Origin of the sequence: Mesorhizobium sp. M1348, assembly GCF_040317925.1 — a bacterium.
Classification (GTDB): Bacteria; Pseudomonadota; Alphaproteobacteria; order Rhizobiales; family Rhizobiaceae; genus Mesorhizobium.
On sequence record NZ_JAMYLH010000036.1, the window covers coordinates 1 to 15,738 of the forward strand.

General features: G+C 59.7%; 11 protein-coding genes and 3 pseudogenes. 1 reads left to right on the plus strand and 13 read right to left on the minus strand.

Annotation, left to right across the window (positions count from 1 at the left end; all coding sequences use genetic code 11):
• Positions 1–103: 103 nt before the first annotated feature.
• The 7 genes and pseudogenes from NKH13_RS31510 to NKH13_RS31545 all read right to left on the minus strand — a co-directional run.
• A pseudogene (locus NKH13_RS31510) lies at positions 104–524 on the minus strand (recombinase family protein); the annotation flags it as partial.
• Complete coding sequence (locus tag NKH13_RS31515; protein WP_352916691.1) at positions 521–1,000, minus strand: DUF5372 family protein; 480 nt, start codon at positions 998–1,000, stop codon at positions 521–523. The pseudogene NKH13_RS31510 and the gene NKH13_RS31515, both read right to left, overlap by 4 nt.
• Entirely contained in the window at positions 978–1,856 is an 879-nt protein-coding gene (locus tag NKH13_RS31520) for an IS110 family transposase (protein ID WP_502914601.1), read from the minus strand. Before NKH13_RS31520 ends, NKH13_RS31515 begins: the two co-directional genes overlap by 23 nt.
• A gap of 98 nt (positions 1,857–1,954) precedes the next feature.
• On the minus strand, positions 1,955–2,350 hold the full coding sequence (locus NKH13_RS31530) for a UPF0262 family protein (RefSeq protein WP_352916758.1): 396 nt from the start codon (positions 2,348–2,350) through the stop codon (positions 1,955–1,957).
• A gap of 296 nt (positions 2,351–2,646) precedes the next feature.
• On the minus strand, positions 2,647–4,650 hold the full coding sequence (locus NKH13_RS31535) for a CocE/NonD family hydrolase (protein WP_352916693.1): 2,004 nt from the start codon (positions 4,648–4,650) through the stop codon (positions 2,647–2,649).
• A gap of 29 nt (positions 4,651–4,679) precedes the next feature.
• Positions 4,680–6,353: a hydantoinase B/oxoprolinase family protein gene (locus tag NKH13_RS31540; protein ID WP_352916694.1), complete on the minus strand. Its 1,674-nt coding sequence runs from the start codon at positions 6,351–6,353 to the stop codon at positions 4,680–4,682.
• A gap of 8 nt (positions 6,354–6,361) precedes the next feature.
• A complete protein-coding gene (locus NKH13_RS31545) occupies positions 6,362–8,395 on the minus strand; it encodes a hydantoinase/oxoprolinase family protein (RefSeq protein WP_352916695.1) in 2,034 nt (677 codons plus the stop codon).
• Positions 8,396–9,121: 726 nt separating this feature from the next.
• On the opposite strand from NKH13_RS31545, the gene NKH13_RS31555 reads away from it, so the two are divergent.
• Complete coding sequence (locus NKH13_RS31555) at positions 9,122–9,871, plus strand: GntR family transcriptional regulator (RefSeq protein WP_352916696.1); 750 nt, start codon at positions 9,122–9,124, stop codon at positions 9,869–9,871.
• A gap of 430 nt (positions 9,872–10,301) precedes the next feature.
• Here NKH13_RS31555 and NKH13_RS31560 read toward each other — a convergent pair.
• The 6 genes and pseudogenes from NKH13_RS31560 to NKH13_RS31585 all read right to left on the minus strand — a co-directional run.
• A pseudogene (locus NKH13_RS31560) lies at positions 10,302–10,586 on the minus strand (hypothetical protein); the annotation flags it as partial.
• Positions 10,586–11,145 (minus strand): annotated as a pseudogene (locus NKH13_RS31565) (transposase); the annotation flags it as partial. The pseudogenes NKH13_RS31565 and NKH13_RS31560, both read right to left, overlap by 1 nt.
• Before the next feature lie 1,181 nt (positions 11,146–12,326).
• Positions 12,327–12,956 carry a Kiwa anti-phage protein KwaB-like domain-containing protein gene (locus NKH13_RS31570; RefSeq protein ID WP_352916697.1) on the minus strand — a complete coding sequence of 210 codons (630 nt, stop codon included), beginning with the start codon at positions 12,954–12,956 and terminating at the stop codon, positions 12,327–12,329.
• A gap of 97 nt (positions 12,957–13,053) precedes the next feature.
• On the minus strand, positions 13,054–13,251 hold the full coding sequence (locus NKH13_RS31575; RefSeq protein WP_352916699.1) for a hypothetical protein: 198 nt from the start codon (positions 13,249–13,251) through the stop codon (positions 13,054–13,056).
• Positions 13,248–13,838 (minus strand): KwaA family protein, encoded by a 591-nt coding sequence (locus NKH13_RS31580; RefSeq protein ID WP_352916701.1) that lies wholly within the window; start codon positions 13,836–13,838, stop codon positions 13,248–13,250. Before NKH13_RS31580 ends, NKH13_RS31575 begins: the two co-directional genes overlap by 4 nt.
• Before the next feature lie 815 nt (positions 13,839–14,653).
• A complete protein-coding gene (locus tag NKH13_RS31585; RefSeq protein ID WP_352916703.1) occupies positions 14,654–15,724 on the minus strand; it encodes a hypothetical protein in 1,071 nt (356 codons plus the stop codon).
• Positions 15,725–15,738 lie beyond the last annotated feature (14 nt).

A 15,738-nucleotide genomic window follows, 5' to 3' on the forward strand; every position in this document is an offset into this window, starting at 1 on the left:
GATCACTGACTGGTCGAACTGGCGGCCCTTGAACATCTAATCCTCCGAAAATGTCGAAGGGGTCTTGCCATAGCGCCGGTAATCAAAACGTTGCAACACATCCCAGTTCGAGTTCGCTCATTCCCTTTCATGCCCAGCAACAACCGATCGTTTGGATGGCGTGGTTCATAGATTCGATCCTCATCGACAATCACCGTGCCAACCAGTCCGCAAAATTCGATCAGCGTGGGCCAGTCGCGTCCATTGCGCGCCAGACGCGACACTTCGATCGCAAAGACGGCACCGACGCGGCCTTCGCAGATCGCCGCCAACAGCTTCTCGAAGCCCGGACGACTGACGCCCGACCCCGAGCGGCCAAGGTCGTCGTCGATGACTGTCACATCCGTCCAGCCAAGAGCATGGGCACGGTCGGCAAGTCCATATTGACGCCGCCGGCTCTCATGATTGTTGGCAAGCTGATCGACGGTGGATTGCCGAATGTAGATGAAGGCGCCGCGCGCCAGGTGGTCAGACGTGATCTTCATCGCCGGCCTCCGTCACTGCGGGGACGCTGAGTGTTTCCGACAGCAGCGCGCTCACCAGTGGCAATAGCTTCGTCCCCTCGGACGCTGCTACCGGCACCGGTGGGGTCTTGGGTACGAAGAGATCGAATTGGCGGTGACAGGGTTGCCGTTGCTTCATGCTTGTCTCCTCCTTCGTGACGGGAATCGTCACGCAGCAAGGTTAGACAGGCATCGAGCTCAAGACGAAGTTCGTGCAGATACGCCAGCGGCAGACGGGGACGCTCCGTCATCATCATCGCCTTCGCTTGATCTTCCGTCATCCAGATCGGCAGATGCGCCAGGGTGCCGTCAGGCTGGCGGATGGTCAGACTGACCTCGTCACCACGACGATTGCGCCCGGCAACAGTAACCGTTTCCCCGTAACGGGGATGGAAACGGTAACGGATAATCGTCTCGCCCGACTGATAGCGGGTATTATGAAGCTGTTGCCCCCACACCCGGCATTGTCATTAGCAGCTTGCAAACTTCGTCCCGCCGCGCCAGCGATATGATGCGGCGATCGAATACGGCTCGCTGGCGCAAGAGCTCAGCGCGATCAACCAGCAGCGGCTCGATTGTCAGCATGACCGTAGCATGGTCGCCAATCCGATCGCGCACCTCCTTGTCGAAATGTCGTCGCCCAAGTGGGAGCGATATGCCGTCGCCGCGTAGCAGTCCACGGATGACATTTTCGATTCGGATAAGCTGATCCTGGAGGGTATTCCGAGCCGTAAACAATGCGCCAAGGCGCTGCGCATATTCCGACTTCACCCAGACTGGTTGATATGCGTTCATGCGCATGAGGTGCGCGATGCCGCGCGCATCATTGCGATCTGATTTATTGCTCAGCCCTGCGTGGAGCATCGCCGCTGCGTGTCGTGCGTCGATGCAAATTGCCGGTAACTCGTGAGCCACGAGGCCCGCCTGCAGCCAGACTGCTGTCGACCCCGCCTCCAGTCCGATCTTCTCGCAAGCATAACCGGACTCCAGGATCGTTTGGGCGATCGTCTCCGGATCGGACGCGACTTTCTTCTCTTTGCAGATTTTGCCTTCGGCATCGACGATGCAGATCGCAGTTTCCCGCAACGAAACATCCAGGCCGCAGTAATACATGGTCAAATCCTCCTTGAAGCATGCGGCTTCAGCCACGCAGCCGAACTTGCACCCGTCAGCCGGGACACACCATCTTGTTGCAACGACTGAATCGGGACGTAGGGAGGATTGGTGCGCTCGCCTGTCCTTGTGCATCATGTGGACCATTTCGATGCCGGACAGAATGATGCCGGCGGTGAGGGACGACTTGAAGCCGAGCATCGGCCGGATGCGGCGTCGCTTGATCCGCCGATGGTCCTGTTCGATCCAGTTATTAGGCGCGACGCGTCAATCCGTATTTTCTTGCAGGGATGGATCGACTACCGTCCACCTACCGGGATTGGGGTGTCGGGAGCACGCGTGGCGGGCAGGCCGAAGTACCTGATGAACTGAGAGTTCGAGTTGTTATCTGGCCGCCCCCTTCGACTTGCGCGGTTGCGCTGCGAGCGCGGATTCGTAGTTGTCGTGTAGCCCGCCGGCCCCCATGGTTGCTGACCCTGGAAAGGAGCCGGGAATGAGAACCATTGCCCCTGATCGCCTGGCCCTCTCGTTACAGACACGATCAGTCGCCTCTCCACCAGTGCAAAAGAGAGTCGGTGAGGGCCGCCGCTGTGATTGACCGGCGCAAACGTATTGCTGTCGAGCAGGTCAAAAATGGCGACATTTTGCTCGCGCTTGCATTTCGAATCCATCGGACTGCCGAAAGACTTATCCAGCCAAACCGCGTCGGGCGAAAGTCGCTTGAGGTCGCGGTTGCGGGATCATCGTGCACACCTTCCTAGCGCGTTGGTCAACACCGACTTCCTTGTCCTACACCAAGATGTGGCTGCCGCCGACACGGGTCTGGCGACAGCCACGCGCCTTGGGAGGCAAAGGCAGGGGGCAAACTTGTTAGAGACCGTCTCGATGTGCCGCATCGCCACTGTGGCATCGTCATCTTCTGACTCCGATCAACCGCGGCAGGCTTTAGGTGATAGCGACCAATCGTAGGTCCCGATCTCGCAGAAACCGCTCAGGACCATTTCCGCTGGACGCTTTCCGTCCAGCTTTTTTGAAAATGTGCATGCCCATTGATCTGGATGCCGATCTGCACGGCGTGCGTGTAGCTCGCCGAGTCGCTCGTCGTCTGACAAGCGGCCTCGATGCGAATATCGAGCGTCGGATGCGGCGCGCGATACGAAAAGCTCGCATCGATGGTGGTTTGCGCCGGATTCCGATTCGAGACGGTATAGCGGGAGCGACTACGACTGCCTGCATCGTCGTTGGTCAACTCGCAGGTCACCTGATCGGCGACCAGATCGTGATGCAAGGTGTAGGTCGGCTGGGGCATCATTTCCGGAGACGCCTGCGAGACGACAGAGTCCACGAAATCCGGCGGCGGCAGGTGCTTCTGCCCCGGCATCGCGATCGGCAGCACAACGCGGGACGGATGCTTGTTACCTCGATGGATGGTGTTGCGCGCCGACTGTGCGGTGGGCCAGGCATTTTGAAACAAGGCGCTGGAGACTGCGACGCGGAGGCGATGTCCAGAAGGGATCGCATAGGCACAGTGCTTGAGGGGGAAGCGAATTTCTGTCACCTCGTTCGGGACGAGCGGCTCGTCACTGTCCGCCCCGTTCCGACGGCTTGCAAGCAGACCTCCATCTGTGATGAGACGAGACTGGCCGTCGGGTGCCAGATCGCACAGGCGGACAGCGAAATAGGCGCTTTGCGCAGTGGAAGATACGTGGAGGATGGCTTCGGGCTCGCCGAGCAGTTCGGTCTCTGTCGTGAAGCTCTCCGATTCGTAGAGCACGGAATAGGCGTCGTCGAGCCGCTGATCCACCGGCATGCCCCATGGAGTGGTGGAACCGAGTCCGAGCCGCCCCGTCGTCAGCCCGACGGACGGGCGGTACTCGTAGCTTTCCGATCCATCTTGCGCTGCATCAGCTAGCTTTCCCGCGTTGCCGAAAAAGACTTGCGTGTTGCGTACCCGTTCAGGTGGCCACTCCGCCTCATTGCGCCATATTCCCGCATCCTGTGGGCAAACTAGCGCCGGCGTTTGCCACCCGCGCACAAAAACGGTTACCGGCGGCTCGTCGGTAACGCCGTTTTCCATGCCCTTCAGGAAGTGATCAAACCACTTCAGGTATTCACGACGTGCGTCGATGCGCGGGCCAGGAAACGCCTCCTTCTCCTCAGCGTAATAATGCCCCCATGGACCGATCAGCACCTTGCGAGGTGAGCGCAGCCGTTGGTAGGCGCGCAACTCGGCGCTTGCATACCAATCGGCCCAACCCTCGATGAGCAGCACCGCACATTGAATGCGGTCGTAATCCGGTGCCACGCTGCGGCTGCGCCAATACTGCCCCTGTTGCAGATTCCGGATGAAACCCAGCCCCCAAGGCGCGCTGTTTTCGAGGCGTTCCTGCCAGATCGCAGCCCAGCGATCGCCGGTCAGCAATGCGTCGGGAGGCGAGAAGTTGAAGGCGCTCATCGAGGGCGCAAAAAATTCGAACATCCAGGGCCGGATGCATCCGCCGGGATTGCTGAATTCGGGCGCCAGATCCACTCCGCCCGAGCGGACGACAATTGCCTTGAGATGGGGCGGGTTCTGCACGGCGACCTGCCACTGCACGACGGCACCGTAAGACTTGCCAACCATGCCGACGGCCCCCGTGCACCAGTCCTGAACGGCGCACCATTCAACCATATCGTAGCCGTCGCGACGTTCGTCATCCGAGTACATGTCCGTGCTGAAGCCCGATGAACTGCCGGTACCGCGCACGTCGTACTGGACGACGACATATCCCCTCTCCGCCAAGTATGGAACGACGGGCGGATACTCGTCACGATAATCCGGCATGGCCCCCGCGAGCCGGCGATAGGGGTTGTATTCAAGCACTGCCGGGAAGCGTCCCGGCGCATCCGGCCGCGTAATGCGCACGTTAAGCTCAACACCATCACGCATGGCGATACGAACGCCCGTGATCACCCGAACGCCGAATTGAGCTGCAAAGTCCGTTGTTGAGGTCATGAAGACTCTCCCGCGTTGGCGCGACCATCTCAGTCGGCTCTTGTCGATTGATAGAAGCGAGCGACGAAGCTTGGGGCGAACTTACCCGAATCGATATCGTCGCGGATGCATAGTTCGTCGCGATCAGTCGCCGGACCGTAGCCCCCTGCTCCGGGAGTCTCGACCGCTACGGCATCGGTCGGTCGAAGTGTGAGACCGGTGAGCTTGCCGGGCAATTTCCCGACGGTTCCATTTGCCGTGTGCAGTTCGAAGACGCCCGGCCGCCCAGGCTCGCCGCCGAAGATGCCGGGAGGCGCGTAGCGGAACCGCTCGCCGACACCCGAGAATTCGCAATTGTGCCCGACCGGCCGGACGACGCGTCGCAATCCGAGGCCGCCCCTCCAGCGGCCAGCGCCACCGGAGTTCTCGACCAGCGAATATTCCTCGACCCGCAGAGGATATTCCATCTCGATGGCCTCGACGGGCAGGTTCGACGTATTGGTTATATGAACCTGAACGCCATCTTTACCGTCTCGGTCGCTGCGCGCGCCCATGCCGCCGCCCAGCGTCTCGAGATAGACGTAGGGCTTGCCGGTTTCGGGGTCCTCGCCGGCGAAAACCATGCTGGTATTGGCGCCATTGGCCGCGCCGACGGCCTGTTCGGGAAGCAAGGGACCGATCGCCCCAAGGACGACGTCGATCACGCGCTGGCATGTATTGGCGCGCAGGGCCACGGCGGCTGGTGCACGACAATTGACGACGCTCCCTTCGGGAGCCACGATCTCGAACGCCTGCACTACGCCTTCATTGTTCGGCATTCCCGGATCGAGAAGGGCCTTGAGAGCGTAACAGACTGAAGACCGGACGGCATTTAACGTCAGGTTGATGTTGCCAGCAACCTGAGGGGAGGATCCCGTGAAGTCGAACAAGGCCTTTTTTCCATCCTTCACGAGCCTGAGCGCAATCACGACCTCGTCGCCACTCACCCCGTCGTCATCCATTCGGTCGCTATAGGTCCACTCGCCGTCGGGAAGCACCGCAATCGCCGTCAGCATCCGGCTGCGGCTGCGATCGATGATTTCGTCATATGACGCAAGCACCCGCGCCATGCCGAAGCGGTCGCCGAGATGACCGATGCGCTCGACACCCAAGCGGCAAGAGGCGATCTGAGCGTTGAGATCGCCTCTGCGCTCTGCGGGAAGACGCATGTTGAGCAGAAGCAGGTCCAGTATATCGCGGACTAGCTCGCCCTTTCTGTAAAGGCGGATAACCGGGATGCGGAGCCCTTCCTGATAGATTTCCGTCAGTCCCGGCGACATGGAGCCGCGTGCAGCGCCTCCCACGTCGGCATGATGAGCGATGTTGCAAATAAAGGCGATCAGTCGGTCGCCGTCGAAAACGGGGGCGGCAAGGTTGATGTCCGGAAGATGGGTACCACCCGCCACATGCGGGTCGTTTCCGACGAAGATATCGCCGGGCGCGATGTCGCCCGCATAGCGCGCAAGAAGAATTTCGACGAGGCCGCTCATCGAGGCCAGATGAATTGGCAGCGCGTTCTCAGCTTGCACGATCAAGCGTCCTCGCGCATCTAAGATGGCGACGGAATGATCGTGCCGTTCCTTAATGTTGGTCGAGAAGGCGCTGCGCTGCAAAGTGAGGAAGCATTCGTCCGAGATCGAGCGCAGTCCGTTCCAGAGGATTTCAAGGGTGATGGGATCGAGCATGAAAACGCTCATTGCGGTACCTCGATGATGATGTTTCGCGCGTCGTCGACGCTGGCGTGGCATTCCGGAGGGACGACCGTTGTGGAATCGAACTGGGTGATGATGACCGGCCCATTAATGACCGCGCCGGCTTCGAGTGAATTGCGGTCGACGATCGACGTCTTTTGAGGGGCTGAGGAATCGAACCACACGTCCGCAATGATCATTTTGTTCGTCGCCCGGTCGACGCGCAGGATGGGTTCAACCGTGACTTTCGGGAGATTTCTGGCGCGAAGCCGTACGTTCACCACCTCGATCGGAGCGGTCTCGTCGAAATGGCCGTATTTCGATTTATGCGCGACGAAGAACTGGTCCCGCAGGACTGGCAGGGGGGGTAGGATCTCCAGGGCTCCATCCAATGCGACCGACAGTTCATAGTTCTGGCCCACATACCGCATGTCGAGGAAGATCGCGATATCAAGATCGCCGTCCGCCTTGGCGGCTACGTGCCACCGGCGCGCGGCGGCCGCGAGTTCCCTGACGGCCGCCTCCACCGCGATCCCAGCCTTATCCAGCCCGACCCTGCATGTAGCGACGAAGCCTTCCTGCAGATTGGAGACCGCCGCGCCTTCGGCGCACAGAATGCCGGGAGACAGCGGTACAAGAATGGTGCGGATCGAAAGCTCGCGAGCGACATCGACGGCATGCAGGCCGCCGGCGCCACCGAACGGCATCAACGCGAAGTTGCGGGGATCATAGCCCCGCTCGATCGAGATCGCCCTGATAGCTCGGACCATGTTGGAAGTCGCGATCCGCAGGATACCGAGCGCCGTTTGGTGCAGGCTGAGGCTAAGGTGCTGCGCGATCGGCTGCATCGCACGTTCCGCCGCCGACTTATCCAGCGTCATCCCGCCACCGATGAGATCGCCGGGAAGCCGGCCGAGAATGGCGTTGGCGTCGGACACCGTAGGAAGCGTGCCGCCGCGCCCATAGCAGGCCGGCCCCGGAGAAGCGCCGGCACTGATGGGGCCGACTTTGAGGAGCCCGTCTGGGCCTATGTGAGCGATCGAGCCGCCGCCTGCGCCAACGGTGTTGATGTCGACGGTGGGAAGCCTGACGGGAAAGTCGGCGATGTTGCGCCCATAGGTCATAACCGGCGCGCCGTTCTCGATCAGGCAGACATCCGTGCTGGTTCCGCCGATGTCGAGTGTAATCAGGTTCAACACATTTGAGCGCGCCGCCACGGCGACGGCGCCGACGCAACCTGCGGCCGGACCCGACAGGGCGGTACGGATCGGAAAGTCCGAGGCGCGGCGAATATCCATCAGCCCGCCGGAAGATTGGCTGATGCCGATGGCCGCGTCATTGGCCGTGTCGGTGAGTGCCGCTTCCAGCCGCTCCATGTACCCGGTCACCCTCGGCTGCAGAAAAGCGTTGAGAATGGTCGTCGAAAATCGCTCGTACTCGCGGAATTCGGGTTGAACTTCGCTCGAGAGCGAAAGATGAAGGTTCGGAAGGCGCGCACGCAGTGCGGCAGCGATCCTTTGCTCGTGCTCCGGGTTGAGGAACGAGAAGAGCAGACAAATGGCGCAGCAATCCACGTCGGCCGCCGCGACCAGATCGACGACACGCTTGATTTCGACGTCGTCCAAGGTGGCGACGACCTCTCCTTTGGGGCCAATGCGCTCCCGAATTTCATATCGAACCTGCCGCTTCGCCAAAGGCGCCGGCGCATCCGCCTTGAGGTCGTAGATAAGGGGGCGTACCTGCCGGCCAATCTCGACGAGGTCGCGAAATCCGGCCGTCGTCACCATCGCGACGCGCCCGCCCTTACGTTCGATGAGGGCATTGGTTGCGACCGTCGTTCCGTGTGCGAACCGGGCGATCGCGGCGGGGTCGAGTCCGTGGCGTGAGCAAATTTCCCCCAGCCCGCCGACAATGGCCCTTGACGGGTCGTCCGGGGTGGAAGGGACCTTGAGGACGAGCACCTCCTTCGTCCCTTCGTTGAAGAGATAGAAATCAGTGAACGTGCCTCCCACGTCCACCCCGACAACCCAACTCATTCTCGTCTCCTTCGTTAATCCGTCACTACGGCCTGGGCATCAGAAATCGCTATTGGCTTTAAATCTCAGCCCACAGGGCACGCCGAAGCCGCCCTAGGGGACATTTTCCTGCATAAAGGCGATACGGCCGCCGATGACATTGTTTGTTGAGCTCCGCTCAGCGAACCCTTTGGGGACCGATTACATCGCACCCATCGGATCGAGAAAGTCTGGCCGAGTACCGTCACCATGATGGCGAGACGGGGAAATACGTTGATCCACCAAGCTGTTTGCAAGTAGCTGCGACCATCCTCGCCCCAACTCGGGATCTGCGGGTCGACACCAAGGGCCGACGTCCCCGACCCCGATTCTCCAACAATGGCTATCGTCTTGCCGCGATGCACTTCAAAGCTGAGGGATTGGACGGCCGGGAGGGGGCTGTTCTCGTTCTCGAATTCCACGGCCAGTGACCTAACCGACAGAAGCGGCTCGCCTGTAGTGTTCATGGCAATCTGGTTCCGTTGTTCACTTGGCGCACCTGTCTATGATCTCCGCGAGACGGCAGTGGAATCGATAACTGGTTCCGAGGAGGCGATCCTCTGTTGCCCCGATACAGGATTTAAAATACAGTGTGTATCATAATCATTCGTGTATCATAATGATTTTTATGTCAAGGGCATCATGAAGAGCATCCGATAGGGCATGTTCGTTGCGGATTGAGGTTTGTTCAAACTAAGAGGAGTGACGATGACTGGCAGTGAGGAAGGATCGAAGCCCGGCAAACGGGGAAAGCCGAAAGGGCAAGGCAGCCAGCTGATATTCGACGCGCTACGCGAGCAGATTCTCAGCGTGGAAATCGCACCTGGAGCCGATATCGATGAACTCGGCCTCGTCGCCCGCTACGGAGTGTCCCGGACGCCGGTTCGAGAGGCATTGATCAAACTCGCTTCGGAAGGGCTGGTTCTGATCGTCCCGAATCGGGGAGCACGCGTGGCACCGCTCGAAATCTCTAATGTGCCGGCGCTCCTCGAAGCGTTGGAGCTCTGCGAACGTGCCGTCAACCGATTTAGCGCTCTGCGCCACCGGCCGGAAGATCTGCTGTCGATCGAAAACCATTGCAAGCTGTTCGAGGATGCGTCGATCGGGATGAATTACAATCGCATGGCCGAAGAAAACCGGAACTTCCACGAAGTCATCGCCCGCTCCTGTGACAACTGCTTTATCGAGGAGCAGTACAAGAACTTGACGACCATGACCATGCGGCTGGCCCGCATGGCCTTCACGACTGCTGCGCGCGATCCCGGTAGCGACGGCTATTATGACACCGTCCGGCATCATCATAGAGGCATGGTCGAGGCGATCCGGCGTCGTGATGCCGACCATGCCGACGAACTCGCCAAGGAGCACGCGAAGCTCTTTCGGGGGCGCTTGCTGAAGTTCCTTGAGAGGAATGACGCCGATGCTCTCGACCTAGGCTCAGGATCTGTAATTTGCTGAGCCTGGCAGTGTTTCCCTTGAGGAACTTGTTCCCTCTAGGTGCGGAGTTCTCGTTTGGGCGAACTCGGATCAACCTGCGAGTCGCAGAAGTGTGATCTGAAGCCATACGCATGTTGCCGCTACATGCATGCCACGGTTGATCAATCATCTCCATGCACCGCCCTGGCGAGAATGTTATTAAGACGCTGCTAATAGACACGTTCAACGCGCTTGCTAAATGAACGCGCGCCGATAAATCTCGAAGCCCCTCAGTACAGCTTCCACTTCAAATCGAACTGGCGGTCCTCTACGGGGTGGAACGGCTCACTGATGATCGGATCTCGAACTTGCTGGCCGCGGTGACCAGTCCCGTCATTAGGCTTGCGGTCGGAACACCGGCTCGCGTCTTGCCCGACCAGGGAATCGGGCCTGAGGAAATGCTTGTCCTAGTTAGGCGGCCTGCGCTGCCAAAAACAACCCAACCACGGCCATAGGCTGGGTCGTTCTCATCATGCCCTTCCCACGAGAACTCCGCGCAGGCTGAGCCATCGCGGGTGCCATATCGGACATCGAGGAAGCCGTTGGGTGCGCCGAAGGCGATCTCGCCATCCGCCGAGCCTTTGAATGTCAGATGCGCTTCCTCGACGAGATCGAGGAAGTCATTATCCCAAACATCCATCTCGACGATGCGCCAGCGGCCGGCAAAGGCCTTGGCGAAGCCGGGAACCTTAGCCATCAGCCGGTCTCCGCAATGAGCTTGGGCAGTCGCACCAGATTGTAGGCGGCGGCTGCGAAGGTGAAGGCCCATCCGACACGGTCGCGGCCGCGGAACCTGGTCTTGTGCTGGCCGGCCACGACCTTGATCCAACCGAACGCCTCTTCGATGCGCTTCCTGATGCGCTGGCTGACGACATAGCCGCCATGCCGCGTCGTGCGCCCGTCGATCGCGGAACTGCGGCCGCTCAGATTCTGCGCCACGTGCGGCGCCACCCTCATCGAGCGCAGCTCATTGACGAAGTCTTCCGCGTCGTAGGCCTTGTCCGCGCCGAGCGTGATCGCCTGTGGCCGATCGGCGCGAGGTTCAATCATGTGCAGCGCTGCCACCCGTTCGGCATGCCCGTCAGCCTTCTCCATCAAGCCATGACCCATGAAGCACAACTTGGTCTTCTTGCCCTTGCGATAGAGCCGGGCATCCGGATCGGTAGTCGAGGCATGCGTGTCGTTCGAGCGCTTGTGGCCATGGAAGTCCGCTTCCGCCTTCGCCCGCCGCCTTCAGCCGGCGGCTCGCCCGAGCCGAAAGTTAGGCGCCCCTGCCGGCTGCGTATCGAAAGCGCTCTCGCCGATCTCCTCGACTTCTATTGAGACACGCGGAAGTTTTTCGCCAGCGAAACCCCGACGACCTTGATGGGGAGTCGCGCCAGCAGGGTGGGCGGCACGTCCAGTGCCACCGACCATGCGAGATGCCGATTGTTGGCGCGTCTCTCAGTGGCGCGGCCATATTCATTCTGGTGCCGATCTGTTGCCTTTTCTGCTTTTCCCATGCGTTTTAGATTAGGCCGAGCCATTTGTGAAGGGGGCCGTCAGATCGTCGAACGGTCGAAAAGTTCCAAGTATAGTGGATGGGAAGTCTTGAAACGAGCCGCCCCTGTCGAAGGGCGGCCGGTTTCGGCTAAGCAACGGTCCCGCTGCCGTGGTTATGGGCAGAACTGCTATCCGTCATCGTGATCTGGAGTTTTGCCGTACCTTGAGGAACGCCCGACCAGCCAGGGAGCCAAGCTGGATCGCCCCCGCTCGGGCTATGCAACCCGACCAGCTGACGCCCGATCGGGCGCTCAAGTCGGCGCCTGGAAGCGCATCCGTGTCGCATTTCTAACCTGCTGCGCTTGGAACGTCCAATGCGACGTTTCTATTTTGCAGAACCAGCGACATTTCTAAATCACCGCCACATCAGTTGTGGCGAAAAGTTAAGCTTTCCCACTTCTGCAAAATCGGAATTTCGTCCTCCTCGCTAATCCAACAAAAGGCATACTAAACTGGCAGGGAAGCCACTAGAGCTGACAATACTTGATTGGCAACTCACCTTTCTTACGACCGGCGCTAGTTCGCCTATCCTATTTCGCGTTGAGAGATGCCAATTCGTGCCCCACGCGATAATAGAGGCCGACACGCGCCCGCGCACCGGCGGATATGCCCTCGCTTAGGCGTCGACCTTCCGCGCTGGCAATAAATTCAATGCTAATCGACCGGGAAAGGGCGAATTTCACCCCCGACCTCATTGTTTCCCGGGAGTTTTTCGTACAAGCGGTTAACCGGAACACCCAACGATCTGCCGATTTCGTAGAGCATGCACGCACTCACTCGGTTCCTCGCGTTCCACGGTTGATCGGTATCCCCCAGCCCCCCTATCCAATCAGATCGTCGCGCCGCCCATCAGTCACACAGCCGCTCTCTGGGCGTTCTCGGAACCTGCCCAAGGTTAGTTGACCTTGGTTGCGTCGGGCACATCATATATGTTTTCGGAGAAGGCCGATGCAAGGCGATGGTCTAGCAGGGCCGTTATGATGTCGCGGCACGTTTCCGCAGTCGGGACGATCAGCCCACCAGTATCAAACTCAAGCGTTAGTCCATGCGCGGCGTGATGCTGCCGGAGTTTGGTCATGAACCCAGCATCCTTGTAATGTCCCTTCTGCCGTATAGAACACATGCGCCGAAGTTGAATTTTATTACTTCCGACAAATTCAGCGAGGGGTCCGAGCGCTGAGAATACCTGCTGGAAATCGCCTTCTCCCTGCAAAATCATGAACTCGTCGGCATGAGCCTGTCGATAGTGTAAGACTGATTCAAAGTTGGCCTTGTGAGGAATGACAATTTTGTCACCCACTATGAAGAAGTCGACGTTTTTGGTGAGCGAGAAGCTAGGTGTCTGATCAAGAGCAAGCGCGTTCTCTCGGTACACCATGTCGATCAGGGCCCTGCGCTTCTGTGTCCGCCAGGACGAATCCGTTCGCCGGACAGCATGCAGAACGTCGTCACCACTCGTCAGACGAACGACAAAAAAGCTGGTATTGGCGATTTGGCTTTCCGCTGAAATTTTTCTCTGCGGCAAGGCGTTAGCCGATTGATCAACAATCAGTCCAGCATGGGTCTCTACCGTGTCGATAAGAAGTGCGCTAGCTTCATTATTCTGGGCGAGCAGCCCGTATTCATGAACTTCCTGGATACGGGCACGCGCCTCCGAGGAGGGACGCCTTTAACGCCGCATTGAGATCATCGTCCGTGGTGATCCAGCGCCCCGTAAAGACCGGGGTGACCCCGCCCGCTCCCCCTGACTTCTTAAAGAGCCAGACGGTTAAACCAGCATTCTGGATATCAAAATCGCTCAGCGCCGCTGGGATTGTCATCGTATCTCCTTAGGTTTGACAATTTGAATGTCCTGGATCGGCCACTGCTTGAAGCGACCGGCCTCCAGATAGCCTTTGACGAGTGCACGACCTTTGTGCGTGTCCGTGCTACCCGCGAAACTGTAGGTTACATTGTAGAGACGCCAGCCGAGGGCGATTAAGATCGGGTTTAAGAATATCTGGCCAGACTTATGGGTAATCCAGAACATCCACGCTAAAAAGACACAGAACCCAACAAACTTGTTAGTCTCGTTATAGTTGATTCCCATGAACGAAACGACATATGGTAACGTATAGTTCATGAGATCGGTTGGGACATACTCAGGTTCCGAAATATTAACATCCTGTTTCGGGTTAACGAGCCGAAGAAATAAGATAGTGAGGCCAAAACAGGATAAAGTTACGAGCAAGAACGTGATTGAGTAGCCTGCCTCGTTAATAGGTAATTCGCATCGACCAGCCCTCAGAGGCCAGCAGAACCCGCGCCGAAATGATGAGTAATCGACATTCTGCGAAAACAGGATTGCCGCTAATGGCAGGTATGATCCTAGGAACACGATGATTGCCGTCAGGAGCCTGAACTGCATTTTTCCTCTCCAGAGGCGCTTTGGGGTTTGTTGTATAAATCTTGGTTTCGCTGTCGACCGGAGCCGGCGTGTTCTCTACGCTGGGTATTTACGCTGGCGAAAGAACTGCGCGAACAGCGATGGGGGCGAAGTTGGGCGGCCAAAGATCGGACGTGCTCGCGGCGACGTTTGATGTCGCCGACGATCTTCTTTGGCAGGCTGAGGCCGGCCGCTTGGCAAGTCGCGGCGCGATTAGCGTCGAGCGCTCGGGTCGGATCGGCCCCTTGGTAGAACTGGCACTCGCCGTACAGGCGACACCAACAGGTTACGCGTCCGTCACGGTTACGCCGCCTTTCTTCAAAGACGTTCTGCAAGGCCTGGCCGTTGGTCGCATCAGCGGCGGTGAGGTGCGCGACATAGCCGGCGTTTTTCCCCTCGGGCGGCTCGACCTGGCCGGAGACAACAGCCACTGGGAGCAATGGGCGAGTCACGCGGAGAACGCGGCGATAGCTTCGGGGCTGGCGCGAGGCCTTGTCAGCGGCCTGATGGGCGCGCTCGGCGAACTGCAGGAGAACATCTATCAGCACAGCGGCCGACCAGATTCCGGCCTTGTGGCCTACGCCACGGTGAAGGGAACGTTCGAATTCGTGGTCGCCGACGCCGGCATCGGTGTCTTGGCAAGCTTGCGACAAAACCCGGAGTTCGCGTCGCTCGATGACTCGGGCGAAGCGCTGCGAGTCGCCACCTCGGACGGCGCCTCGCGCCATGGTCGCGCGAGTGGGCGGGGCTACGGTATCGGACAGTTGTTCCGGGCGCTGGCGCATGAGTCGGCGGAGCTACGCTTTCGCAGCGGCGATCATGCGCTGCGACTCTGGGGCGACGCCCCCAGCCTTAGCGGGCACTACCAGGTCGCCCAGAAGGCTCGGCTGGATGGCCTCATCATTACGGTCCGGTACGCGCCTCGGCTTGACAACGAGGCGTAACCGGGGCGCAGGCTCAACGCCGAGCTCATGCGCCAAACGCACGATCTCAACGTTGTGAGCGAACAGGCCGTCGATCGGCGCGCCCTTCGGCGTCGGCGACGACGCCCACTTGATTCGGCCGGATTCCGTAAGCACCGCCCGCCTGCGACGGATCGCACGCGCGAAGGCCTCGGTATCGATCAGGGTGACGTAAGCGAAATGGCGCCGCAGCTGCGAGGTCTTCCGACCGCCGCCGCGGATCACGAGCGTAAGCGGACGACCGACGCGGTCGGCGAGTTTGCAGAGCTGGTCTACATGCCAATCAATGCGCTCGCCGCGGCCACCCCCGGTGGCGAACTCGAATGCCAGAGCCTCGATCTCGGGTCGTTTCGCGATGAGCTCGGCCCACCGACGATAATCATGGTCGGTGCGGGCGTTGACGTGAAGCGCGGCAGTGACGCCGGCGGCGGCCATCTCCGTCCATGCGAGCAAGATGCGCTTCATGGCGTGGAGGTTGTCCGTCCGTGGGACGTCCAGGAGCACGCTGTAGTTGGGCGCGGTGACCAGTGCGACCCCCAGGCGCGCGAGTCCTGCAAGGATCTCAGGACGGTTCGGCAGCTCCCACCAGCGTTCGATGAGGCCGTCCTTGTCGACGCCGCTCAGGACGATTGTGGCGTCGGCCGGGATCAGGAAGCGCGCCGCAAGCTCTTGCTGGGTTGCCACATGCAGCTGGCCGCTCGCCATATTGACGACCTCGTACAAGGAAAGGGCGACGACGGGCTCGTTCAATGTCGCAGCACGACCATAGCGATGGTCGACGAACGGAACGAGCCGGGGAAGCTCCGGGACGCCGCGCGAAGGCACGCGCGGCGCGTTGTCGAATAAGAGCCCGCCGACCTCCTGCATTCGAGCAAGAAACAGGCGCACATTGAAACGGCAGACCATGTCGCACCGACTCT